The 26,400-nt window shown below is 34.2% G+C and carries 15 protein-coding genes and 2 pseudogenes; 11 read left to right on the forward strand and 6 right to left on the reverse strand.

What is annotated here, in order from left to right:
- Nucleotides 1-9 precede the first annotated feature (9 nt).
- The 3 genes from ACNO7W_RS00625 to ACNO7W_RS00635 form a co-directional block, all read right to left on the reverse strand.
- A complete protein-coding gene (locus tag ACNO7W_RS00625) occupies nucleotides 10-1,557 on the reverse strand; it encodes an alpha-N-arabinofuranosidase (RefSeq protein WP_417936622.1) in 1,548 nt (515 codons plus the stop codon).
- A gap of 88 nt (nucleotides 1,558-1,645) precedes the next feature.
- The gene (locus tag ACNO7W_RS00630) at nucleotides 1,646-3,211 is read right to left on the reverse strand and encodes a RagB/SusD family nutrient uptake outer membrane protein (RefSeq protein WP_417936623.1); all 1,566 of its coding nucleotides are present in this window, start codon (nucleotides 3,209-3,211) and stop codon (nucleotides 1,646-1,648) included.
- Nucleotides 3,212-3,241: 30 nt separating this feature from the next.
- Complete coding sequence (locus ACNO7W_RS00635) at nucleotides 3,242-6,286, reverse strand: SusC/RagA family TonB-linked outer membrane protein (RefSeq protein ID WP_417936624.1); 3,045 nt, start codon at nucleotides 6,284-6,286, stop codon at nucleotides 3,242-3,244.
- A 623-nt stretch (nucleotides 6,287-6,909) separates the two neighbouring features.
- Between ACNO7W_RS00635 and ACNO7W_RS00640 the strand changes: the two genes are divergently transcribed.
- Complete coding sequence (locus ACNO7W_RS00640; protein ID WP_417936625.1) at nucleotides 6,910-7,599, forward strand: NUDIX hydrolase; 690 nt, start codon at nucleotides 6,910-6,912, stop codon at nucleotides 7,597-7,599.
- Between the two features lie 362 nt (nucleotides 7,600-7,961).
- On the opposite strand, the gene fsa is transcribed toward ACNO7W_RS00640, so the two are convergent.
- The 3 genes from fsa to ACNO7W_RS00655 all read right to left on the reverse strand — a co-directional run bounded on the left by fsa (nucleotide 7,962) and on the right by ACNO7W_RS00655 (nucleotide 12,097).
- A complete protein-coding gene (gene fsa / locus ACNO7W_RS00645; protein WP_143387200.1) occupies nucleotides 7,962-8,618 on the reverse strand; it encodes a fructose-6-phosphate aldolase in 657 nt (218 codons plus the stop codon).
- A 31-nt stretch (nucleotides 8,619-8,649) separates the two neighbouring features.
- On the reverse strand, nucleotides 8,650-10,689 hold the full coding sequence (locus tag ACNO7W_RS00650; protein ID WP_417936626.1) for a transketolase family protein: 2,040 nt from the start codon (nucleotides 10,687-10,689) through the stop codon (nucleotides 8,650-8,652).
- A gap of 409 nt (nucleotides 10,690-11,098) precedes the next feature.
- Nucleotides 11,099-12,097: a GntR family transcriptional regulator gene (locus ACNO7W_RS00655; RefSeq protein ID WP_417936627.1), complete on the reverse strand. Its 999-nt coding sequence runs from the start codon at nucleotides 12,095-12,097 to the stop codon at nucleotides 11,099-11,101.
- A 128-nt stretch (nucleotides 12,098-12,225) separates the two neighbouring features.
- Here ACNO7W_RS00655 and ACNO7W_RS00660 point away from each other — a divergent pair, with 128 nt between their 5' ends.
- From ACNO7W_RS00660 to ACNO7W_RS00705, 10 genes and pseudogenes are all read left to right on the forward strand, one after another.
- On the forward strand, nucleotides 12,226-13,251 hold the full coding sequence (locus tag ACNO7W_RS00660; protein WP_417936628.1) for an aldose epimerase family protein: 1,026 nt from the start codon (nucleotides 12,226-12,228) through the stop codon (nucleotides 13,249-13,251).
- A 62-nt stretch (nucleotides 13,252-13,313) separates the two neighbouring features.
- Nucleotides 13,314-15,320: pseudogene (locus ACNO7W_RS00665) on the forward strand (glycoside hydrolase family 2 protein); the annotation flags it as partial.
- A gap of 27 nt (nucleotides 15,321-15,347) precedes the next feature.
- Nucleotides 15,348-15,485: pseudogene (locus tag ACNO7W_RS00670) on the forward strand (ISAs1 family transposase); the annotation flags it as partial.
- A 251-nt stretch (nucleotides 15,486-15,736) separates the two neighbouring features.
- Nucleotides 15,737-18,724, forward strand: a complete 2,988-nt coding sequence (locus ACNO7W_RS00675; RefSeq protein ID WP_417936629.1) for a SusC/RagA family TonB-linked outer membrane protein — start codon at nucleotides 15,737-15,739, stop codon at nucleotides 18,722-18,724.
- Between the two features lie 17 nt (nucleotides 18,725-18,741).
- Nucleotides 18,742-20,304, forward strand: coding sequence for a RagB/SusD family nutrient uptake outer membrane protein (locus ACNO7W_RS00680; protein WP_417936630.1), 1,563 nt, complete (start codon nucleotides 18,742-18,744; stop codon nucleotides 20,302-20,304).
- A 229-nt stretch (nucleotides 20,305-20,533) separates the two neighbouring features.
- Nucleotides 20,534-21,619 carry a cellulase family glycosylhydrolase gene (locus ACNO7W_RS00685; RefSeq protein ID WP_417936631.1) on the forward strand — a complete coding sequence of 362 codons (1,086 nt, stop codon included), beginning with the start codon at nucleotides 20,534-20,536 and terminating at the stop codon, nucleotides 21,617-21,619.
- A gap of 39 nt (nucleotides 21,620-21,658) precedes the next feature.
- Nucleotides 21,659-22,675 carry a family 43 glycosylhydrolase gene (locus tag ACNO7W_RS00690; RefSeq protein WP_417936632.1) on the forward strand — a complete coding sequence of 339 codons (1,017 nt, stop codon included), beginning with the start codon at nucleotides 21,659-21,661 and terminating at the stop codon, nucleotides 22,673-22,675.
- 229 nt (nucleotides 22,676-22,904) lie between these two features.
- Nucleotides 22,905-24,086 (forward strand): aldose epimerase family protein, encoded by a 1,182-nt coding sequence (locus tag ACNO7W_RS00695; RefSeq protein WP_417936633.1) that lies wholly within the window; start codon nucleotides 22,905-22,907, stop codon nucleotides 24,084-24,086.
- 83 nt (nucleotides 24,087-24,169) lie between these two features.
- On the forward strand, nucleotides 24,170-25,339 hold the full coding sequence (gene galK / locus ACNO7W_RS00700; RefSeq protein WP_417936634.1) for a galactokinase: 1,170 nt from the start codon (nucleotides 24,170-24,172) through the stop codon (nucleotides 25,337-25,339).
- Between the two features lies 1 nt (nucleotide 25,340).
- Nucleotides 25,341-26,393, forward strand: a complete 1,053-nt coding sequence (locus ACNO7W_RS00705) for a UDP-glucose--hexose-1-phosphate uridylyltransferase (RefSeq protein WP_417936635.1) — start codon at nucleotides 25,341-25,343, stop codon at nucleotides 26,391-26,393.
- Nucleotides 26,394-26,400 lie beyond the last annotated feature (7 nt).

The following is a 26,400-nucleotide window of genomic DNA, read 5'->3' on the forward strand; positions in this document are numbered from 1 at the left end:
TATATGCTTTTATTTGGCTTCTAACACCACTACAGAAAATGCAGGTATTGTTATTTCCAGTTTACCCTTTTTTGTTTCAAAACCTTTGAATACAGCAGGTTTAATTTTTGTTGGGTTATCAAATGAATTATGGTCTTGTAATTTTGATGATGCTAAAATAGTTCCGGCAACATTTTTGATTCCAAGTTCTTTTATGTCGATTTCTATTTTGTGTTCTTTTTTAGAGTCAATATTTACTAATGAAATATGAACTAATCCATTTTTATCTTTTGATGCCGAAGCCGATAATGCTGGAAGTGTTTCGCCATTATAGGTATATAAAGGGGAATTAAATGTAAGGGGTAATAATTGAGCATCTTGATGTTCGCTGTACATTTTCATTACATGATAGGTCGGCGTTAAAATCATTTTGGCTTTATCCGTAAGAATAACAGCTTGCAAAACATTTACACATTGTGCTAGATTAGCCATACGTACCCTACTGGCGTGGTTGTTAAAAATATTAAGCGTTGCTCCAGCCAAAACTGCATCTCTCATGGTGTTTTGTTGGTATAAAAAACCAGGATTAGTTCCTTTCTCTACATCGTACCAACCGCCCCATTCATCTACTACCAAAGCAATTTTTTGCTCAGGATCATATTTGTCCATAATGGCGCCATGTTTGGTAATTAGTTCATCCATTTTCAAGGCTTCTTTCATGGTTGTGAAATACTGTCCTTCCGTAAAATCTACTCCATCTCCTTTTTTATTCCATTCAATCACAGAATAATGATGCATGGCAACGCCACCCAACATGTTTCCTGGAATATTCTTCATCAATGTTTCGGTCCAATTATAGTCGGCATCACTTGCACCGGAAGCAATACGCATTAAACCGCCTGTGTTTTCCCAATCAGACATAAATGTGGCATATTTACGGTATTCGCCAGCATAATATTCTGGTTTCATATTACCACCACAACCCCAAGCTTCATTACCAATTCCCCACATTTTTACTTTCCAAGGTTCAGTTCTTCCATTTTTTTTACGTAAATCACTCATTGGGCTTTTGCCTCCAAAGTTGGCGTATTGTACCCAATCTGAAAGTTCTTGTACAGTGCCACTGCCAACATTTCCAGACAGGTAAGGTTCTGTTCCAAGTAATTCACACAAGTTTAAAAAATCATGTGTGCCAAAACTATTGTCTTCAGTAGTTCCTCCCCACCATTGGTTTACTATTGTTGGTCTGTTTTCTTTTGGACCAATACCATCTTTCCAGTGATAGGTATCTGCAAAACAGCCACCCGGCCATCTTAAATTAGGGATTTTTAATTTTTTAAGAGCATCAATAATATCATTACGCACCCCGTTTGTATTGGGTATTTTTGAAGTATCCCCAACAAAAAAACCACCATAGATAGATCTTCCTAAGTGCTCTGCAAAATGTCCATAGATATTTTTATTGATGGTAGGTGCATTTGCAGTATTTTTTATAGAAAGTACTGTAGTCTCTTTTTGTGCAAAAGTAATTTGATTACAAAAAGTAAAAATAAATAAGATTAATAAGGCTTTTTTCATGTTGCTTTTAAGTTATAATATCATGTGGTAAACTTTATAAGGCTTGCCACATGATATTAAGAATTCTAACTAAATCAAATAAATAGTATTAATAACCCGCATTTTGAATCGTTCCAGGATTATTGTCCGATTCAGATTGTGGAATTGGGAAGAAGTCTCTACCTGTTTTATAGGTTTCAAATTCAGCATCTCTAGATTTTAACCAGGCTAATTTTGTTGGATTTTCTAACCATCCCCATCTACGAATATCATCAAAACGATGTCCTTCCAGTGGGAATTCCAAGAATCTTTCATGTCCAATTTGCTCTCTCATGCCTTCTTGTGTCAAGCCAGGTTTTGCAGTACTTAAGTTAGGCAAACCTACTCTGTTTCTTACCAATTGGATATAGGTGTATGCTCCAGATGTGTCTCCAGTTTCGTTTAAACATTCCGCATACATTAATAATATATCTGCATATCTTAAAATACGCTCATTAATGCCTGAACGCCAGTCAAATTCATTAGCATAATTTCCATCTGAATTTTGATATTTTCTACAAAATAAGTTATTTAGGTCTGATGGGTTATTAGCATAAAAAGTTGCAAAATCTTGACCATACAATGTCATTCCTCCAGATTTGTTGTAGAACATGGTGGCATCTAAACGAGGGTCAACTGTATTGCTAACTGTTTTTTCTTCTTGAAACTCATTAAATAAAGTTCTGGTAGGATTTACATCCGTCCATCCAAAAGCTCTGGGAGCATAGGTGATTGCTCTTGCTGAAGTTTTTCCCCAAGCTGCTTCAGGAGTTCCTCCCCAACCTAAATTAACACCACCTGCGCTTCTGCTGAATTGTACTTCAAAAACAGATTCAGAATTGTTTTCATTAGTGTCGGTGAAATTATCACGATAATTAGATACTAACGAATATACGCCTAAATCGATGACTTGTTTAAATGCAGTTTTTGCATTTGTAAAATCTTTATTAAATAGGTATGCTTTACCTAAATAGCCTAAGGCAGCTCCTTTAGTTGCTCTTCCTTTTTGTCCTCCATCTAAACCAGTTACACTAGTGTAAGAAGCAGGCAATAAATCTGCAGCAGCTTTAAAATCAGCAATTACTTGAGCCCATCCTTCTTCCTGTGTCTTTTGTGGATGGATTAATTCAGTCGTGTTTAACGGTATAGGAACATTTTTAAATAGGTTTACTGCGTGAAACAAAAATAAACCTCTTAAAAAATGAGCTTGACCTAAAATTCTGTTTTTAAGTGCCACATCTGTCATTTCGATGTTTGGTACGTTTTCCAGTACTTGATTTGCACGGTTAATCCCTTGATAATAGGTTTCAAAAGCCCAGCCGTATATCGCTCCGTTTGATGGGCTAGAGTTAAACCTGCCTACATTGTACATGGCATCCCAAGGGCTAAAGCTTTGGCTATCGTCTCCTTTAAGATCAAGTAATAAAGGCGTACTTCTCATGTACGTACCATCGGTTAGTAAGCTTCCGTATGCGGCATTTATACCTTGGATAGCATCCTCGTCCGTTTTCCAAAAAGACCCTGTAGTAGCTACATTTGGATCAACTTGAACTAAGTCTTCTTCATTAACACAACTCGTTAGTACAACGGATAGTGAAAAGAAAACTGTAAGATAATTGAATATTTTATGTTTCATTTTGATTCTTTTTTTAATTTTTTAGCTATTTTAGAAATCTATCTCTACGCCCATAGCAAAGGTTCTTGGATTTGGGAATGAACCCCCTTCGTAACCTCTAGAAAACAATCCGTCGCTAATAAAATCAGGATCGTAACCTCTGTACTTGGTAATAGTTAATACATTTTGACCGGTAACATATACTTTTGCTCTTCGCACAAACTTATTGTCTTTTAAAGGGAAAGAATAACCAATTTGAATATTCTGTAGTTTTATAAAGTCCCCATTTTCTATAAATCGGTTAGAATCTCTAGAGTTGGCATTAGGGTCTCCAATAATCGGACGTGGAACATTTGTATTAGTGTTTGTAGGCGTCCAAAAGTTAAGCATATCTGTACTTCCGTTAGAATATTGCCCACCCATTAAATTGCGGTAAGTAGCATCAAATACTTTGTTTCCACCGCTACCTTGCCAGAAGAATGAGAAATCCCAATTTTTATAGGAGCTGTCAAAATTTAAACCATAACTGTATTTAGGAATAGTAACTCCTTGGTATATTCTGTCATCTTCATTAATGATGTTGTCTCCATTTACATCTTTAAATTTTACATCTCCGGGAGCAGCACCAGATTGGAAAGCAGAAGCTGCAATCTCAGCCTGATCTTGGAAAATTCCATCAGTTTGGTAAGCAAATATTTCCCCGATAGATCTACCTACTTCAGTTTTTGAAGCGGCACCATAAATAGGTAAATTATCTGCACCAATTTGTAAAAATTTATTTTTTAACGTACCTAAATTAGCTGATATGCCATATTTAAAAGCATTGTCGTTATTGCGATAGCTTACTGCAAATTCTAACCCTTGGTTTCTTACAGCTGCGGCATTAGTTACAATACTTGCAGGGAAAGATCCTGTTGAATACGGTAACGGAACAGAAGCTAAAAGATCTGTGGATTCCTTTACAAAATACTCACCAGTGAATTGTAATTTATTGTTGAAAAGCCCTAATTCTAATGCTACATTGGTTGTTTCTGTGTTTTCCCATTTCACATTTGAATCTAATGCTGCAACTACAGTTGTGCCTGGAGCTAAAGTGTTTCCAAACGTATAACCTGCAAAAGGATTAATAGTTGAACTATAAGAATAAACACCTATTGTGTTGTTCCCTAAAATCCCATAACCTCCTCTTATTTTAACGCTATTGATCCACTCTGGAAGTTTCATGAATTTTTCACTGCTCAATTTCCAAGCTCCTGAAAAGGAGTAAAAATTTTCTGAATTATTCTTAGGACTGAAAAGTGATGATCTGTCACGTCTAAAGTTTGCGGTTACTAAATAACGATCGTCATAACTATAGTTTAATCTGCTTAAATAAGATATTCCTGTTATTTTATTTTCATACTCTCTCCCTGAAATATCATCAGCATATTCTAAATGATTGATCTCACCTGGCTGATATCCTACACCTCTTGATATATGATTATTGTGTACGTTATTTTCTTGAATCCAACCTGCTAAAACATCAAAGTTATGTTTGTTTACCGAAAGATTGTAAGTAAGTAAATTATCAACAATAGTTCTTGTTTGACTACCGTTAGTAACGTCTAACGCCGCTTCTTCATTGGTAGTAATATAGTACCAACCTAAATCACTTGGCGGATTAAAAAGTCTGGTATGCCAGTCCAATCTGTCTGCACTTGCATTGATTTTATATTTTAAACCTTTAAGGATTTCAAGCTCTCCCCAGATGTTACCAATAAATCTATTTCTCTTATTGGAATTTTCCATTAAGTTATTGAATCCGATAACGTTTAAGGTTATGGCTCTTTGTGTTAAGTTATCGGCTCCACCAAAACCACCCAATCTATTAGGATCATAAACAGGCATTGTTGGGATTGCTAATAATAACTGACCTACAGCAGATTGTCCAGGTAAGTATTCATTGAAATTTTCTTTATCAGATTGAGTATAACCCAATTTGGCACCATATTTAAATTTACCTTTTTTACCATTTAAATTTAAAGTAGTAGATAGTCTGCTGTAATCTTGAGGTGTTCTTAAATAACTACTATTCTCGAAGTAATCAACGTTTAAACTATACCCTAAACTTTCAGCTCCACCAGAAAATGTAAGGGCATGATTTTCAATAACACCAGTTTTATAAACTTCGTCTTGCCAGTTCGTATCTACATTATTGATATAAAGCGGATTAGAAGGGTCGTTGCCAGGAGCTAAAGATAAACCTGCATTTGCTTCAGCGGCATTTGTGATTTTTTGATATCCTTCTCTATTATTTAGAGACCATGTTTTAGGTACATTTTGAAAACCTAAAAGGGATTTGTATTTTATACTAATTTCGCCAGCTTTACCTTTTTTAGTGGTAATAATTACAACTCCATTTGCACCACGAACACCATAAATAGCAGCTGATGAGGCATCTTTCAATACTTGCATTGATTCAATTTCGCCAGGGGCAAAATCATAAGGACTGTCTACAATCACTCCATCAATTACAAAAAGAGGGTTGTTGTTGCTAAAGGAAGTAATTCCTCTAATTTTAATATTCACAAAACCTCCAGGCTCTCCAGAAGATTGGACAGTTACTCCTGGTACTTGACCTTGAAGCATTTTTCCAACATCATAAGTAATTGTTTTTTTAGCATCTTTAACATTTACTACACTAACAGCTCCTGTTAAGTCTGATTTTTTTTGTGTCCCGTATCCAACAACTACAACCTCTTCAAGTGTAGTGAGATCATCTTTTAAAGAAATATTCAGTTGAGATTTATTTCCAACTGTAACTTCCTGATTGATATAACCTACATAGGAAAAAACAAGAACGTCTTTTGGCGCGGCTTTTATGGAATATTTACCATCAAAATCAGTAACAGTAACAGTGTTGGTTCCTTTAATTAAAATATTTACTCCAGGAACGGGCATTACGTCTTTTCCTGACGTAACAATTCCATTTACTGTAGTAGCCTCTTGAGCAGAAAGGTTATAAGTAGAAATTAGCATAACTAGTATTGCTAGAAGCCATTCTTTTTTTGGCAATAAAAAATTGCAATAAAGAAATAATCGGTGGTTTGTTTTCATTCTTTTTTATTTAGGTTAATTATAAGTGTGTGTTTTACATTTGTAAATTTAATTAAAAAAAATCTACAAAAACAAATTAATCTGATAAAAAAACAGCAAAAAAAAATACATTTCGTAAATTAAGTGTAAAAAACACATTTAAACATTGTGGTTTTGTAAAAAACACACCTGTTTTGGCAATTAATTTGTGTAAAACATACACTTTTAATCAAAAAACAAAGATTTCTACAAAAAACCGTTGGTGTTAATTATTTTGATAAAATATCGAAATATTTACCTTTTAATCTCATTTCAGCTTATTAATCAAAGTGATATTGTAAAAAAAGTCTTGTTTATAGCTTGTGCTTTTCAGTAAATGAACCAGATTTCAAACCGATAAATCGCTGCTAATCATCTCAATTGATCGAAATAGAAAAAAAATCTGCATTTATTAATCTATTTTGCTCCTTATAAAAGCATTCAGAATAACGCAAATTGTTGTTTTTAATAAAGTTTCTAACATCTTATTTTATACCGATTTAAGGCTGTTATTTTTTTCTTTTAAGCTTGCTAAGTGTAAAATCTACATTAATAAATTATGAAACCTATAAGGAAGTTTATATATTTACCCTAAAAAATGGAGTATGTTAAATAGTTATAGTTCTGCTGACAAGGTTTTAATGGCAGTAGATTGTATCATTTTCGGATTTGATGAGGAAGGATTAAAAATACTTTTAATAAAGAGAGATTTTGAACCTGAAAAAGGGAAGTGGTCTTTAATAGGAGGATTTCTTAAAAAAGAAGAAGTATTAGACACTGCGGCCATTAGAATTCTTGATCGGTATACGGGTCTTCAGGACATCTATATGGAGCAACTATATGCTTACAGTGAAATAAATCGTGACCCTGTCGAAAGAACTATTTCGGTAGCTTATTATGCATTAATTAATATTGAGAATCATAACGAAGAGTTGACACAAAACTATCATGCACAATGGTTTAGTATTGCTCAAGCTCCTAAATTAATTTTTGACCATGATTCTATGGTAGAACACGCCATTAGAAGATTGCGTTACCGAACGTCTATAAAACCTGTTGGATTTGAGCTTTTGCCGGAAAAATTTACCATGCGCCAATTGCTGGAATTATACGAAGCCATTTTAAGCAAAGAACTGGATAAGAGAAATTTTATCAGCAAGATAAACTCGTTAGATATTCTTGTGAAATTAGATGAAAAAGACATGATGTCCTCCAGAAAAGGGTCTTATCTGTATACGTTTGACAAAGAAAAATATGATGCAAAATTATTGAATGATTTTGTTTTGAATTTATAAATGGTTTTAGATTCTGAATCCCAAATCAATTTTTGGAATAAGAAATTAGCTTCAGAATTTTAAGAAATAAAAAAGGAAGTCTCGTAAATGAGGCTTCCTTTTTTTTGGGAACCAACTAAAAATGGTCAGAAATAATGGTATTCTCTTGATCTACTACAATTTCGATGATTTTAGATTATTTCTTATGAATTAAAACTACCTTAAGTAATGAGATTGAAATAATGTCATATTTGTTTTTTAACTCAACCTCAGTCTTTATTGAGGGTTTGACATTATAATATGCGACAATATATCGTTCCTATTACTTAGTATATAAAATGGCTGAAAATAGGGTAGTTCTAAATGATTAAAGGTTTCCGTGTTTAACTATTCCCTTTGTTATAATCTGCCAAGAAAGTAGCTAAACCACTATCAGTAAGTGGGTGTTTTAATAATCCTTCAATAGCGCTTAATGGGCCTGTTATTACATCGGCTCCAATTTTGGCACAATTCAAAATATGCATGACGTGACGCACTGATGCAGCCAAAATTTGTGTTTCATAACCGTAATTGTCATAAATCAATTTGATTTCAGCAATTAATGCCATCCCATCGGTAGAGATGTCATCTAATCTTCCGATGAAGGGAGATACATAAGTGGCTCCGGCTTTTGCGGCAAGCAATGCCTGACCTGCAGAAAACACTAAAGTACAGTTGGTTCTTATTCCTTTGTCCGAAAAGTATTTTATCGCTTTTATCCCTTCTTTAATCATTGGAATTTTTACTACGATTTGAGGATGCAAAGCTGCTAATCTTTCTCCTTCGGCAATCATTCCTGCTAAATCAGTTGAAATCACTTCGGCACTAACATCACCATCTACCAACTCACATATTTTTACATAATGAGCAATAATATTTTCAGCTCCCGTAATTCCTTCCTTCGCCATTAGCGATGGGTTGGTGGTTACGCCGTCTAGGATCCCTAAATCATTGGCTTCTTTTATGTCTTTTAAATTTGCGGTATCGATAAAAAATTTCATGTCTTTTGTTGTTTAGTTTTTTGTTGTTTTTTTATTTACTTTCTTCAATATATTTAAGGATTGCTGCGCAAGCATGTTCACTGGTAAATCCAAATTTTTCGTCCAATACACTTGCCGGAGCAGAATAACCAAAATGGTCCAATCCAATCACTTTTCCACTATCTCCTATCAAACCTTCAAGATTTACCGGAAGCCCGGCAGTCAATCCAAATACCAATTTCCCTTTTGGGATAATACTTTCTTGGTATGCTTTTGATTGTTGTTTGAATAAACCTTCGGATATAATTGACGCTACGTTTATTTTTAGATTTTTCTCTTTTTCCAATATAGATGCAGCGGCTAAAAGCGTAGCCACTTCCGATCCATTTGCGATTAAAGTGATATCAGGATTTGTTGTAGTTTTTACTAAATATCCACCTTTCACTGCCTCGGTTGCCTCTTCATATCTTGAAGTTCCTTGTGCAGGAATGTCTTTGATATTTTGTCTCGAAAGAATCAAACCGGTTGGCGTTTTGGTATTGTTTAATGCCATGTTCCAGGCTACCGAAGTTTCTATAGCATCCGCTGGACGTAGTGCCAATAAACTTTGATTTCCAGAATGGTTTTTTATTTTTTCCATTAAACGAATTTGTGCTTCCTGTTCAATAGGTTGGTGCGTAGGTCCGTCTTCACCCACTCGGAAGGAATCGTGTGTCCAAACATATTTTACCGGTAATTCTTGAATGGCTGCTAATCGAATCGCAGGTTTCATATAATCGGAGAATACAAAAAATGTTGCCACCACAGGAATAACGCCTCCGTGAAGTGCAATTCCGTTAGCTATAGCAGTCATGGTCAGTTCCGCAACTCCGGCTTGTAAAAAAGCTCCGCTGAAATCATTTTTTTGCAATATGGATGATTTTTTTAGGAATCCGTCTGTTTTATCACTGTTGGACAAATCTGCCGAAGAAACAATCATGTTTTCCACATGTTCTGCTAAATAGGCAAGTACTGCAGAAGAAGCATCTCTTGTGGCTGCATTAGGTTTTTGGACAACACTGCTTAAATCTAATTCTGGGAGTTTTCCGGATAAAAATAAATCCATCTTTTGAGACAGTTCAGGATTTTCTTTTTTCCAAGTGGCTATTTGAAGCTTTTTATAGGCTGATTTTTCAGCTTTTATTGCTACTATTTTTGCATAATGTGCTTCAACTTCTTCAAAAATAACAAATGGATTTTCAGGATTTGCATTTAGATTAATAAGTGTTTTTATATAATCTGCTTTGGTATCGCCAATTGGTTTTCCGTGCAATTCACATTCTCCTTCATACATGTCACCAGTTGCAGTAACGGTACCTTTCCCCATAATTGTTTTTCCAATTATTAGAGTTGGTTTTTCTGATTCTTCGTGAGCTTCGTTCAGCGCTTTTCTAATTTGCGCATGGTCATGGCCGTCTATAGTTATTACATTCCACCCCCAAGCTTCGTATTTCATCGCTGTATCTTCGGATGTTACTTCATCGGTCATGGATGAAAGCTGCACATCATTAGAATCATAAAACATAATAAAATTGTTCAATCCTAAATGTCCCGCTATTCTCCCTGCCCCCTGAGAAATTTCTTCCTGAACACCACCATCGGTAATGAAACCATATATTTTGTGATTAAAGAGCCCTTTAAATCGGGCATCTAAAAATTTAGCTGCAATGGCGGCTCCCACACCCATAGCGTGTCCTTGACCTAGAGGGCCTGAGGTGTTTTCTATTCCTCTGAGTACGTCTACTTCCGGGTGACCTGGTGTAACCGAACCCCATTGTCTAAAATTTTGAAGGTCTTCTTTTTTATAATTTCCCAACAAATAATACTGAGAATACATTAATGCTGATAAATGTCCCGCATCCATAAAGAAACGGTCTCTAAAAGTCCAATCCATTTCCGTTGGATCAAAATTCAGATATTCAGTGTACAAAATGTGCATGTAATCTGCAGCTCCCATGGCACCTCCGGGATGCCCCGATTTTGCTTTTTCTACCATAGAAATGGCGAGTGCTCTTATATTATTAGCTGCTAATTGGTCAATTTTTTTATTCATAATTTAATTATAATAGTTTCGTGTAATTAGAAAAAAGGACATCATTTGTTTTCATTATAGACATCCCAACATAGAAAATTTTTGTTTCTAAATCCATTTCAAATGGTTTTGCTTTGAAGGGGTTGGTTCAAGATTAAACTTGTTAATAGCTCTAAAAACGTATTGTTGTATTTAATTATTGTCATCTGTTATTCTTAAGTACGTCAAATAAAATGCTGTTTTTGAGGATTTAACGCGGGAATTAATAATAAGTGTAAAAAACACATTTGCAAATGTATGAAAATTTATTTTACAATAACAAATAAATTATTGTTCTTGCTTTTTTAAAACGGGAATCACATTTTCTTTGCCAATAAAAAATAACATCTCTATTTTTTTAAAATTAGGAATGCAAATAAGGCGATTGTTTTTACAAAGAATTCCTAATAATCAAAGCGCACTTGTTTTCTATTTGTTCCTTTTTTCCTTTTAAAATCATCTGCGCCAAAATTTTTCCCATCGCTTCAAAATTGGTAGAAATAGTGGTTATTCCATTTGCAACTACTTTTTTGAGAGGAGTTTCGTTATAGGAAATAATCCCAAAATCACTGCCTAATTTTAAGTTTTGAAGCTTTGATTTTTCAATCACACGAACCAGATCCCTGTCGTTTGGAATTATATATACTTCACCGATGCTTATTTCTCTGTCAGTAAATTCAGTGATCACTTCATAATCAAATGAATAATCGTTACAAAAATTCAAAAAACCTTCTTTCATTCCCGGCGGTTCTCTAAATCCCGGAAAAATCATAATGAGTTTTTTATATTTATTTAACCTGGATTTTCCTTTGCATAACCCATCAAAGATGTCTTTCTTATGATTCTGGTAAATTGCGGGATAGGATTCTAGTTCAAGATTGGTCTGATCTAGTATAAAAACTTCATTTACTGGTAGGGTTTTTATAAATTCTGCTACATCGATTAAGTTCGTTGGCATTATAATGTACTTCGTGTAATTTCCGTTATTGTCATTTATTAATTTTTTAAAAACCTGCACATTAAAATAATGGAAGAAGATATCCACTTGTGCATTTTTTCCAATATTTTTTACAAATGAGTTGTAGGTGTCCTCCTTGAAAATGTTTAACTCATCAAAAAGTAAAAAAATCCTTTGTTTTATAGTGATTTCAACACTTTTAATGTAGTATCCTTTACCGGGAATGGCGTATACAATACCTCTTTTTTTCAATTCATCGTATGCCTGTAGAACAGTGTCACGTGATAATGAAGAGGCCAAACAAACTTTATTTACGGAGGGAAGTCGGTCTCCTTTTTTTAATTTTTCTTCTTCTATTGCCTTTTCTACTGAAAGAATTATCTGCTTATATTTTGGTAAACCAAGATTATTTTGGATCGAAATAATTTTCATAAATAAACATTTTTTGCGCAATATACGAAAAACTGGTAGGTACTGGTATGCTAATGTAGATTAATCGTATAATTTTGAATTTAATATTTCGTAAAAAAAGAATCAAAATAAAACACATATCATATTTTATGTCTAATTATATAATGGAATTATTTGGTTTGATGCCTGGAGGTGAAGTTATCGATTCTTATGAATTGACTAACAAAAATGGATTGCAATTGAATGTTATCAATTATGGTGCTACCATTACATCATTGAAAATGCCACTAAAAAACGGAGAAATTGTGGATGTAGTTTTGGGGTTTGATACTTTAGAAGCCTACATGGAATCCTTTGATTTAGAAAGTGCTCCCTATTTTGGAGCAACAGTTGGGAGATTTTCCGGAAGAATAAATGATGGAACTTTTAGTTTGAATGGAAAAAAATTTGATTTAAATAAAAACAACAATAATCATTCGTTACATGGTGGAAACAAGAACTTCAGCCAAAAGGTTTGGAAGATTGAAAATGTTAATGAAGGTAAAAACCCATCGATAACTTTATCGTATTTCAGTCCAAACAATGAAGAGAATTATCCTGGAGATTTATCAGTTGTGTTAACCTATACTTTATCTGAGGAAAACGAATTAATTATAGAATACAAAGCAAACACTACTGAGGATACCATTGTGAATTTAACGCATCACAGTTATTTTAATCTTGATGGTCACGAATCCGATATCTCAGAACAGGAATTGATTGTAAATTCCGAAAAAATATTGGAGACTACAAATGAAAATATTCCAACCGGAAGGTTCTTAAACACTGCTAATTCTTCTTTTGATTTTAGTCAGCCAAAAAAATGTCCTTCAAAAATTGATACTACGTTTGTTTTAGAAAAAGAAAATGAATTTTCGGCTTCGCTTTTTAATAAAAAGAATAATCTAAAAATGGCAGTTTATACCAATCAACCCGGAGTTCACATTTATGTTGGCGGTAATTGTTTCAATACTGTAAAAGGAAAAGAAAATGCGGATTATCATTCGTTGAGCGGTATTTGTTTTGAAACACAAAATTTTCCTGATGCACCGAATCACGAACATTTTCCGAATTCGGTTTTGAAAAAAGAGGAGACTTATCATCATAAAACGATTTACAAGTTTCAATCCTTTTAACAAAAAATAATTATAATAATTGCTGTTTTTTATTTGTTTAAAATTTTTATCGTATCCAAAAAATGAAATCGATTTCGAAACCTATTATTTTTCTATTACTAATTGTACTGACTTTTTCTTTTGGAAAAATACAGGCACAATCAAGAACGAAAGTCAATTTTGGGTCGGATTGGGAATTCAAAAGGGAAGAAAAAGCAGCTTCCAATTGGGAGAAAATAACGATTCCTCACACTGCAAAGATTGAACCTTTGGTGGTGAACAACCAGTTTCAGGGAACTTCATGGTATCAAAAAAAGTTCAAAGTCGGAAATTTTAAAAACAAAAAAGTCTTCCTATATTTTGAAGGGGTGATGCAAGAAGCGGATGTTTGGATAAATGACCAAAAAGTGACCAATCATAAAGGCGGTTATTTACCATTTACGGTTGATGCAACTCCTTTTTTGAAAGCAAAAAAAGACAACATTATTAAAGTCAAAGTCAACAACGAAGACAATCCGGAATTTTTGCCAGGAAAGCCATTGAAGGATTTAGACTTTAATTATTATGGTGGAATTTACAGAAATGTTTATCTCATTACAACGGATAAATTATACATTACTAATGCGGTTCAGGCTGATAAAAAAGCAAGTGGCGGAATTTATGTGAACTTTGATGATGTTAATAAAAATAAGGTTTCAGGAGCAGTACAGGTTCATTTAAAAAACGAATTCGCTGCCGCAAAAGATATTTCGGTGAAATTTATTTTGACTAATAAAGAAGGAGAAAAACTGGAATTCAAATCGGAAGTATTTACGATAAAAACTAATTCAGATAAATCAATTACCCAAAAGATTGTGGTGAAAAACCCAAAATTATGGTCAATTTCAAATCCAAATTTATACCATTTAGAAGTTCAGGTAATTTCAAATAATAAAATTATTGACAGTTATTCGGAAAAAGTAGGAATCCGAAAATCGGAAATAAAAGACGATGGCTATTATCTCAATGATGAAAAATTATACATCACAGGAACAAACGAACATCAGGAATATCCATATTTAGGATATGCGATTTCCGATGAAGCACAGTATCGCGATGCAGTAAAAATTAAAAATGCAGGTTTAGATTTCGTAAGATTATCGCATTATCCACATGCCGAAGCATTCTTGAATGCTTGTGATGAATTGGGTATTTTGGTCATGAATAGTTTAACGGGTTGGCAGTTTTTTGGTAATGAAACCTTTCAAAAAAATGCTATTCAGGATATTCGCGATATGGCGAGAAGAGACAGGAATCATCCCAGTATTATTTTTTGGGAAGCCTCTTTGAACGAAACCGAAATGAGCGAAAGTTTCATGAATGAAGCCGCCAAAGCATTAAAAGAAGAATTGCCTTTTCCGCACAATTACAGTGCCTGTTGGATTGACAATCCAAATTATGATATTTTTATTCCGGCGCGCCAACACGGAAAAGCACCGGATTATTGGACAAAATACAACAAAGGGAATAGAAAAATTTTCATAGCGGAGTATGGTGATTGGGAATATTATGCGCAGAATGCCGGATTCAATCAAACCGAATTTGCTAATTTGAAAGAAGAAGAAAGAACTTCTCGTCAGTTGCGTAGCAATGGTGAAAAAAGATTGTTGCAACAAGCCTATAATTTTCAGGAAGCGGCCAATTCGAATAGAAAAGGAGCACAGACTATTGGCGAAGCAAATTGGGTTATGTTTGATTACAATCGCGGATACAGCAATGATTTAGAGAGTTCTGGAATAAGCGATATTTTTAGAATTCCAAAATTTGCCTACCATTTTTACCAAAGTCAGCGTGATGCTACTATTACTTTGGACAAAAAATTAGTTTCTGGTTCGATGGTGCATATTGTAAATTATTGGACATCAGATTCGCCATTGAATGTGACCGTTTACAGTAATTGTGATGAAATGGTGCTGTATCTGAATGATGTTTTGGTTGGCAAACAAAAACCAACAATAAATCAAAATAGTGATGAATTAAAACATGCGCCATTTGTTTTTAAAGTAGAAAAATTTATTGCTGGAACATTACGAGCCGAAGGTTTTGTTAAAGGAGAAAAAGTAGTTTCAAATGCAGCCCAAAACTTTTCATTGATTACTAAAATAGCACTAAATATTTTGAAGAACGACAATTCTTCAAAATTGGGAATTAAAGGAAAACGCCTTAAAGCTGGCTGGAGCAACAGTTATCTTGAAAAGCTATTAGGAATTAATTAAAAAACTCATGCGTTTGCCCTGAGTTCTTCTGTGGTAATTCATTGAATTGAAATAATTAGTAAGAGTTTTAAGTATCTAATCTAAACATAAAAAGCCTATGAAATAAATGGAAATGTGACAAGAAAATTCATCAGAAAAAAAACGCCTATAAATATGGTTGTAGTGAATTTTCTAAATTTAATTGAGTTCGTATTAGTAATTAAACTCAGAGAGTAAAAAAACAAAAACAATTAAAATTTAAGTTTAATGGTATGGTAAGGAATATTTTATTATTTATATTCACATTTATTTTTTTTAATGTGAATGCACAACAAGTTAGTGTAAAAGGGAGAGTAGTAGATGATAAAAACAATCCGATTCCTGGTGCAAATATTATTGTAAAAGGGACTACTAATGGGGTGCAAACAAACTTTGAGGGTGATTTTTCTATAAATGTAGAAAAAAATCAAGTTTTGGTTTTTTCTTATATTGGTATGGTAGATAAAGAGGTAGTATATAAAGGACAATCCATTGGAAATGTTGTAATGAAAGAGTCTTCCCAAGTATTGGAGGAAGTTGTTGTTATCGGTTATCAAGCTGTAAAGAAGAAAGATTTGACTGGTGCGGTTTCTAGTTATGATAAGAAAACCATGAAAAATGCAGTTGTAACCGGTGGGGTTGGGGACGCTTTAGTTGCAATTTCAGGGGTTGACGTTCGCTCTTCTGGTGCTCCAGGGGGTGAGGGGAAAGTGACCATTAGAGGAACTGCTACTTTTGGTAACGGAGATCCATTGTATGTTATTGATGGTGTCGTATCGGGAAGTGCCAATCGCGATTTTAATTTTAATGACGTAGAAAGTATTCAAGTGCTTAAAGACGCATCTGCCGCCGCCATTTATGGGTCAAGAGCGGCAAATGGAGTTATCTTGGTCACGACAAAAAAAGGGAGTGGCGGGGCAATGAAAATTGATTTTTCATACAAAAGCACACTTCAGACTTTGCCTGAATATGATTTAGCAGGAAGAGATAAATGGGTTGAAATAAATGACATGGCATTTAAAAATGCAGGTTTATCTGTCGCAAATCATTTTGACGGCAATACAGATTGGCAGAAAGAAGTTTTTAAAACGGGCATGATTCAAGATTATAATATTTCATTTTCCGGAGGAGAAAAAGCGGCTAATTATTTTATGTCAGCCAATTACCAAACTAATTCAGGTGCTGTAGAAGGAGCAAGTACAGAGCGATTAGCATTCCGTTCCAATACTGCTACAGAAAAAAAACTTGGTGATAAAATGATTTTTAGAGTGGGTGAAAATATTACGTTTAGTAATTATTCTGTTGATGAATTGACTTCAACTCCGTTTATAGATGTGATTCGTATGTTGCCTACTATGAATGTGTATAATCCCAATAATCCTGGAGGATATGAATACGGTAGTCCACTTAGAGATGTTACTTTCGGAACAAATCCTGTTGCTAAAGAAAATTTAGACCATCTTAATAACGAAAATCTTCGTTTGCAAGGGAATTTATTTGCAGAATTGCAATTTTCGGATGCATTAAAGTATCGATTTAATTTTGGATTTAATAGAAGTAGTGATAAGCAGGAAAGATTAAGAAAAGATGGAACTTGGAGAATGAATGAACCAATAGTTCCTACGGATTTATTCAAGCAACAATCTCAATCGGGGGACTATGTATTTGACAATACAATTGAATATAATAAAACTTTCGCCAAACATCAATTAGGTGTTGTTGGGGGAATTAGTTTTCAAGATTTTTTTTATGAAAAAGTTTGGGGAGCAAAAAGTAATGTATTACAAAATGGAGGGGATTACTTTTTGGAATTAGATCCTGCACTGTCAAACCCTAGAACAGGTAGTTATAAAGAAACCCAAAAATTGTTTTCTCTGTTTGGTCGTGTAAATTATGCCTACGACGAAAAATACCTTTTTAGTTTCACGATAAGACGTGATGAGTCATCAAAATTTTCGTCGGTAAACAATGTAGGTGTTTTTCCTTCTATTGCAGGAGCTTGGCGTGTTAGTAAAGAAAAGTTCTTTAAGATCGATTGGATTAATGATTTTAAAGTCAGAGCAAATTATGGGGTGTTAGGAAGTTCTAATATTGGACCTTATGATTGGAATTCTTACATTGTTAGTTTTCCACAGGCAATTTTTGGAGATGATCAGCACATTGAAAATGGGGCAACACAAGTTAAACTCTCTAATCCAGATATTGGATGGGAAAAACTGAAAGAGTTTAATACTGGATTTGATTTGGTGGTATTGAATAACCGATTGCAAATAGGGTTCGATTATTTTATTAAAAACACTCAAGATGTATTAACACCTCTGCCAATTTTGCTGGCAACAGGAAATTCGGGTGGAAATCCATTAGTAAATGCGGCCAGTATAAAAAATTCTGGAGTAGATTTAACAGCAACATGGAGAGATAAAGTGGGAGACGTTAATTATAGTGTAAATGTTAATGGTTCCTATCTTCAAAATGAAATTCAGGAGTTAGGATATGGGCGAACAGGATTTGAAACAAATTATACTAAATCTAAAGTTGGTGGATCTATAGGAGAATGGTATTTGATAAAAACAGAAGGGTTGTTCAGAAGTGATACTGAAGTTCAAGCACATAAAAATAGTGAAGGAAAATTGATACAGCCTAATGCAAAACCAGGAGATTTTAAATATGCAGATTTTAACGATGATGGTCAAATTACGGATGCGGATAGACAATATTGTGGGGCTTCAATACCGAAATTAAAGTTTGCCACAATTCTAAGCATGGATTATAAAGGATTTGATGTAATGGCTCAATTTCAATCAGCCTTTGGACAAAAATATTATAACGAACCCAATTTTTGGTTTTCCAGATCGGATGAAGGAAATAATTACAGAGCCGATTATGCTCCTTGGACACCTGAAAATCCTAATGCATCAGATCCTAGAGCAATTTGGGGAGATACAAGAAATGCGCGTCGAAATACGGATACTTATTTAGAAAACGGTAATTATTTAAGGTTGTCCCAATTAGCTTTTGGTTATAGTTTTTCTAAATTGAAAGTAGGAAATGATGTTTTGAATGCTCGTGTATTTATCAATTTTCAGAACCTTTTGACAATCACTTCGTATGACGGTCTTGATCCTGAATTTTTAAATTCAAACATTTGGGAGAGTGGATATGATTATGGAACTTATCCTAAAGCAAAAGGATTTACTTTAGGTGCTCAAATTTCATTTTAAATTTTATAAAATAAATCATGAAAAATATATTTTTTAGTCTATTAATAGTACTTGTATTTTCAGCATGTAATGTTGAGGTCGAAAATCCAAATGCCTTGACAGTTGATGCATATTGGAAAACAGAGGCAGATGCCCAAGCGGGTTTAAATGCAGTTTACAACACTTTTTATAAACCAGACGTTTATACCCGTTGGTTTTGGTTTCGTACCGATTTAACTTCTGATGAAGGATTTAGTTCTAGTCCTTGGGGAGAATTAAAAGAATGGACCCAGTTTGTTTATAATAATTATGATTTTGGGGAGGGAAATAGATTTACTTATGCTCAAAGTTATAAAGCTATCTTTCGTTGTAATCAGGTTATAGCTAATATGCCTGGGATAGCCATGGATGAAACCAAGAAAAACCAGATATTGGGGCAAGCCTATTTTGTAAGGGCATTAAATTTTTATAACCTTGCAGTATTGTGGGGAAGCTCAAATAAAAGTATTCCAATTGTATTAGAACCTTCTACCAATAATCCAGGTATGCAACCTGAGGGGCATACCGAAGGAGAGGTGTTTAATCAAGCAATTTCGGATTTGACATTTGCAACAATAAACCTTCCAGAGACTTGGGGTAGTTCAGAAAAGGGTCGTGCATCAAAAGGTGCAGCCTTGGCATTGCGTGCTAAGTGTTATATGCAATTAAAACAATGGAGCGATGCTTCTGCCGATTTAGCATGGCTTGTTGAAGGACAAGGGGCTTCTATCTATAATTTAACGCCAAATTATTCGGATAATTTCACTAAAGATGCTGAAAACAATATTGAATCTGTTTTTGAAATACAATATTCAGATGTTAACGGCTCTCCAGCTGGAGATGGTGACTATGATATGAATCCAAATTTAGGTCAAAATAGAGGTCAATTTTTTGCGCCTCCAGGCATTGGATGGACAGATGGAGAAATAAGACCTTGGATAGTTACGGAGTTTAAAAAAGAAAAAGACAATAGTGGAAATGTAGATATTCGTTTGAAAAGCACTGCGTTTTATGAAGGACAAGAAGTCGATTTTGTCAATAATGCCAAGATTTACAAATACACAAGTTCTCCGGTATTATGGTCACAGGGAAATATGAAAGGTCGAGTGTTTATCCGTAAATATGGTGCGGATTATAAAGATTATGATGATTATTATAACCCTATTAACATTCGTTTAATACGCTATGCAGATGTATTGTTGTTGTATGCAGAATGTTTGGCAAATTCTGGTAATTTACCTAAAGCAGTTGGTTTGGTCGATAGGGTACGTACCCGTGTAAACATGCCTTCGCTTGCAACAAATCATCTTTCATCAACCCTTACTCCAGCGGCTTTTTTGAAACAATTGCAAATGGAAAGAACACTTGAGTTAGCTACTGAAGGACATCGTTGGGGTGATTTAAAACGTTGGGGGGTATTGGATTCTCAAACAGGTGTTGACGAATTGAAGAATAGAGATTCAGATTTTAATAATTTTGTTATTGGAAAACATAATTGTTTACCAATACCAACAACAGAAAAAGGAAATAATCCGAATCAAGCCCAAAATCCTAATTATTAGTTTTAATAAAGATTATTATCAATAACTGAAACCCTTTTTTGTCAATGATAAGACAAGGAGGGTTTCTAAATATGGATTGCAATAAAGGATTGAACGGAAAATTATTAATAAAACAAATTGAAAAAACAAAGAAATTACAAAATGAAAAAATAATATACAGCTATAAATCTCATTTTAGCAAGTTATCAATTTGATGCTACAAAACAGTTAAATTATAAAAAAATAAATTATGAAAACAAAATCTTTATTTTACGGTATTCTATTTGGTACTTTACTTTTAGTGTCAAATGTTTTTGGTCAAAACAATAAGCAGGCAAATACTGTTTGGACGAAAGAAAAAGCTTCCAATTGGCAGGCTCAATATCCTTGGCTTAGAGGGTGTAATTTTCAACCAAGTACAGCGGTTAATCAAATTGAAATGTGGTCAGGAGACACTTTTGATGCTGCGACCATCGACAAAGAACTCGGATGGGCAGAAGAACTCGGTTTTAATCTTATGCGAGTGTATTTAAGTAGTGAAGTTTATAAAAAAGATCCTCAAGGATTTAAAAAACGCATGAATGAATATCTTGCAATTTCTACTAAACACGGTATCTATACTTTGTTTGTGTTTTTTGACGATTGTTGGGGAAAGGAAACCCAAGCAGGCAAACAACCTGCTCCAAGACCAGGAGTACATAACTCAGGTTGGGTACAAGATCCCGCAGTAAGCTTGCGTGCCGATACGGTTAAATTATTCCCAGTACTCGAAAAATATGTTAAAGACATATTAACGACTTTTAAGGATGACAAACGCGTGATTCTTTGGGATTTGTATAATGAACCAGGAAACGAAAAGCATGGTTTGGAGTCTTTACCATTGTTAGAAAATGTGTTTAAGTGGGCTCGAACAGTAAATCCATCTCAACCACTTAGTTCTGGAATATGGAATTTTGAAAGCTCGTTTATTAAGTTAAATACTTTTCAAATAAGCCATTCAGATGTTATTACTTATCACAACTATTCAAATAAGGATCAGCATCAAACAATGATTAATATGTTGAAATTCTATGAACGCCCTTTAGTGTGTACGGAGTATATGGCGCGTAGAAACAAAAGTACATTTGAGGAGATAATGCCTTTACTTAAGGATAGTAACGTTGGAGCTATTAATTGGGGGTTTGTGTCAGGTAAAACGAATACCATTTTTGCATGGGACGAGCCAAAGCCTACTGAAAAAGAACCAGTTTTATGGTTTCATGATATTCTTAGGCAAGACAAAACACCTTTTGATGTAAAAGAAATTGAATTGATTAAAAGGTTAACCGGAAAATAACTAAGGATAAGGAGTTTAATTTTTTTTAAAAAGTATGAAATGAAAAATAAATATAAAGTATTTCTTTTCTTTCCACTGCTTGCTTTATCAAGTTGCGGAAATAATTCGAGTACGCCTTCAGTAACACCTCCAGTTGTTTCAGGGGATACTTATTCTAATCCTGTTTACTCTTCAAGCATGCCAGACCCTTCGGTAATTAAAGCGGAAGATGGTTATTTTTATTTATATGCAACAGAGGATAAGCGAAATCTTCCGATACTAAGATCAAAAAATCTGTTGGATTGGTCGTTAGTGGGGACAGCTTTTACAGATAAAACGCGACCTGATTTTGAACCCAATGGCGGGTTATGGGCACCCGATATTAATAAAATTGAGGACAAATATGTGTTGTATTATTCTATGTCGGTTTGGGGTGGCGAGCAAACTTGTGGTATTGGTGTTGCAATAGCTGATAGACCTGAGGGTCCTTTTACGGACAAAGGGAAGCTATTTAGGAGTAATGAAATAGGGGTAACAAACTCGATTGATCCTTTTTATATTGAAGAAAATGGCAGAAAATATTTGTTTTGGGGAAGTTTTAGAGGGATTTATGCGATAGAGTTATCGACAGATGGACTTTCAATTAAACCAGATGTAAGCAAAATACAAATTGCTGGAACAGCTTATGAAGGAACTTATATTTACAAGAAGAATGATTTTTATTATTTATTGGCTTCAACAGGAACTTGTTGTGAGGGGATTAACAGTACTTATCAAACGGTCGTAGGCAGGTCGAAAACATTATTAGGGGGCTATGTAGATAAAAAAGGAAAATCGATGTTGGAAAATTCACATGAAATTTTAGTTTCTAAAAGTAACCGCTTTGTAGGAAATGGTCATAACTCAGAAATTATTGAAGATAATGAAGGGAAAACTTGGTTTTTATATCATGGAGTTGATGTAAATAAACCAGATGGAAGAATTTTGTTGTTAGATGAAGTGAATTGGGATGAGAGTGGATGGCCTTATGTTAGAGGAAATAGTCCGTCTTTGACATCTGAAAAACCAACTTTTTAAGGTGCTTATTTATGCAAATTAACAGAAAAATAATATAGAAATCGTTGGGGTTTTTGTATCATTTAAACTCCAACACATTTGAAAATTGTGAGTATAAAAGAGTACTACAAATAGAAATATTAAGAGGGTATTAAAAGAATATCGTGTCGGGAGGCATCATTAGTGATATAGCAAAATTAGAAATTCCTTCCAAATGTTTTTTTTATTAAACGATATAGAATTTAAAATTATGAAAAAAATCCAAATTTACACTGCTATTATCCTTACTGTATTTCAAGTTTCATGTAAAGAAAGCAAAGACAAAAATTTAGATAAAAAAGGAATAAACCAAGAAAGAACTGAGAATTTGACACAAAATATTTTGGAAGCTAAAAATTTTGAAGCAGTAATAGACAATAAGAACACTCACTTATACTGGATAGAAAATAATGGTTTAAAAGCTGCATTCACAAATTACGGAGGAAGATTAGTCGGATTATGGGTGGCCGATAAAAACGGAAAACTAACCGATGTTGTAGTCGGAATGAATAGTGTTACCGGATTCCAAAAATCGACAGAGCCCTATTTTGGAGCTACTATTGGAAGGGTTGGAAATCGAATTGCAAAGGGAAAATTTACTTTGGAAGGAAAAAAATACAATGTCCCTTTGAATAACGGCGAAAATGCCTTGCATGGGGGTAAAAAAGGCTTTCAGGATGTGGTGTGGAATGCAGAAAAAAAAGATGCCCATACTTTAGTTTTGACTTATACTTCTCCCGACATGGAACAAGGATTTCCTGGGAAATTAGAAGTAAAAGTAACCTACTCCATTATGACTGACAAGACCTTGAAAATAGAATATGAAGCCTCCACAGATAAAACTACTATCGTCAATTTGACAAATCATGCCTTTTTTAATTTAAATGGAGAAGGGAGCGGAAACATTTTGAATCACAAATTACAATTATTTGCCGATAAATACACTCCTGTTGATAGTGGTTTGATTCCAACAGGGGAGCTAAAGGATATTGCAAAAACTCCATTTGATTTTCTTGAAGAACACACCATCGGAGAACGTATAGAGTCTAATGATGAGCAATTAAATTTCGGAAAAGGATACGATCATAATTATGTACTTAACAAGACCATTAAAAAAGGAATGAACCATGCCGCAATCATTAACGGCGACCAATCGGGAATTTTGATGGATATTTATACTACCGAACCTGGGATTCAGTTTTATAGTGGGAATTTTATGCAGGGCAAAAACACATTCAAATCAGGAGCAAAAGATGATTTTAGAACTGCTTTCGCTTTAGAAACACAACACTTCCCGGATTCCCCTAATCAACCCAACTTTCCGTCTATTATTTTGAAACCAGGAAAAAAATATCAAACCGTTTCTTATTACCAATTTTCAGTTCGTAAATAAAACGAATGCTAAATCAACTCAAATTCAAAAAAATATAATTCTATTTACGTTAACAATTTCAAAACAATAATAATTTTAAAGTAATGAACGATTTATTAATTAACAAAACGACCGCTTTTTTTCAGGAGACCTTTGGCAGAGCTCCCGAAAAAATTGTTCTTTCTCCGGGAAGAATTAACATCATTGGTGAACATGTCGATTATAACGACGGTTATGTTTTGCCTGCAGCGATTGACAAAATCATTTGTTTTGCTTTCGAAAAAAACTATACCAATAAATCAAAAATAATCGCTATAGATTTGGATGATTCTTTTGAAGTTGATCTTACCACTGACATGGAGTTAACCGATAATGTTTGGACAAACTATTTACGCGGTGTCATCAACCAATTGAAAAGTAAGGGTTTTAAATTTGACGGATTCAATTGTGTTTTCAGCAGTAATATTCCTGTTGGTTCCGGATTGTCTTCCTCGGCAGCATTGGAATGTGGATTTTTGTTCGGAATCAATGAGCTTTTTGACCTGAAAATAAAACCGGTTGATATTGCCTTAATGGGTCAAAGCGCCGAACATTGGGTAGGAATCAATTGCGGAATTATGGATCAGTTTTCGAGCGTTATGGGTTTAGAAAATAAAGTTATAAAAATTGATTGTAAAACGTTGGAATTCGAATACCATGATGCTAATTTCAGTGATTATTCTTTGATTTTATTTGATTCTAATGTAAAACATTCTTTGATGACATCGGCCTATAATGAAAGAAGACAACAATGTGAAGAAGGTATCGCCATTATAAAAAATAATTTTCCTGAGATAACTAGTTTTAGAGATTGTAATGAACAACAGGTTTTAGGATTGCAAAATTTAATGAGTGCCAATGTTTTCAAAAGGTGTCTTTTTGTAGTAAAAGAAATCAATCGCGTAAAACAGGCATGTGAGGCCTTAGATAGTGGGAAGATTGAAGTTTTAGGGCAATTAATGTTCGAAACCCACGAAGGGTTGTCCAAGGATTATGAAGTAAGTTGCGCTGAATTAGACATGATAGTTGACACTCTTAAAAAAGAAGAAGCCGTAGTTGGTTCTCGATTGATGGGTGGTGGTTTTGGAGGTTGTACAATCAACTTAATAAAAAAAGGGCATGAAGAGGCTATTAAAAAGAAACTTTCGGCACTTTATTTTGATACTTTTGGAATAGAATTAAAAATTTATGATGTTAAAATCGGAAACGGAACATCACTTTATAAAAATAACTAAAATGAAAAATTTCGATATCAACGAAGATCCGCACAGACGGTATAATCCGTTAATCAACGAATGGGTTTTGGTTTCTCCACATCGTTCAAAAAGACCTTGGCAGGGACAAAATGAAACAGTTACATCAGACGCATTGCCAGAATATGACCCGACTTGTTATTTATGTCCGGGCAATGTTCGAGCGAATGGTGAGGTAAATCCAGCGTATGAAAACGCTTTTGTTTTTGAAAATGATTTTGCCGCTTTAAAGCAAGAAGAAATTGCATTTGAAGAGAATAAAAATGAAACTTTTTTCAAAGCACAACCAGAAAGAGGAATTTCAAGAGTGGTTTGTTTTTCACCAAAACACAATTTGACGTTGCCGGAAATGGCTGTAGCCGCTATTGAAAACATCATTCATACTTGGCAAAAAGAATATACGGATTTGGGCAAAATAGATTACATCAATCACGTTCAGATTTTTGAAAACAAAGGAAGTGTTATGGGATGTAGTAATCCGCATCCGCACGGGCAAATCTGGGCACAATCGTCTTTGCCAACAGAAGTGGAGAAAACACAAAACAATCTGAAATCCTATTATGATAAACATCAAAGCAATCTTTTGCAGGATTATTTGCAAGAAGAGTTGAAGTTGCAAGAAAGAATTGTCATAGAAAATGAACATTTTGTGGCGCTTGTTCCTTTTTGGGCAATTTGGCCTTATGAAACCATGATAATCAGCAAGCGTCATTTTGGAAAAATTACTGATTTTACGGAAGCGGAAACAACTGCTTTTGCGACGATTTTAAAACAATTGACTACAAAATATGATAATCTTTTTGAAACGTCATTTCCGTATTCGTCAGGAATTCATCAGTCGCCAACTGATGGAGAATCGCATCCGGAATGGCAATTTCACATGCATTTTTATCCGCCATTGTTGCGCTCTGCAACTGTGAAGAAATTTATGGTAGGATACGAAATGATGGGCGAATCACAAAGAGATATTACTCCTGAAAAAAGTGCTGAAATTTTAAAAAACTTGTCAGAACTTCATTATAAGCATTCCCTGTAATTAAAAT

It is taken from the genome of Flavobacterium sp. ZB4R12 (assembly GCF_048276375.1).
GTDB lineage: Bacteria > Bacteroidota > Bacteroidia > Flavobacteriales > Flavobacteriaceae > Flavobacterium > Flavobacterium gawalongense.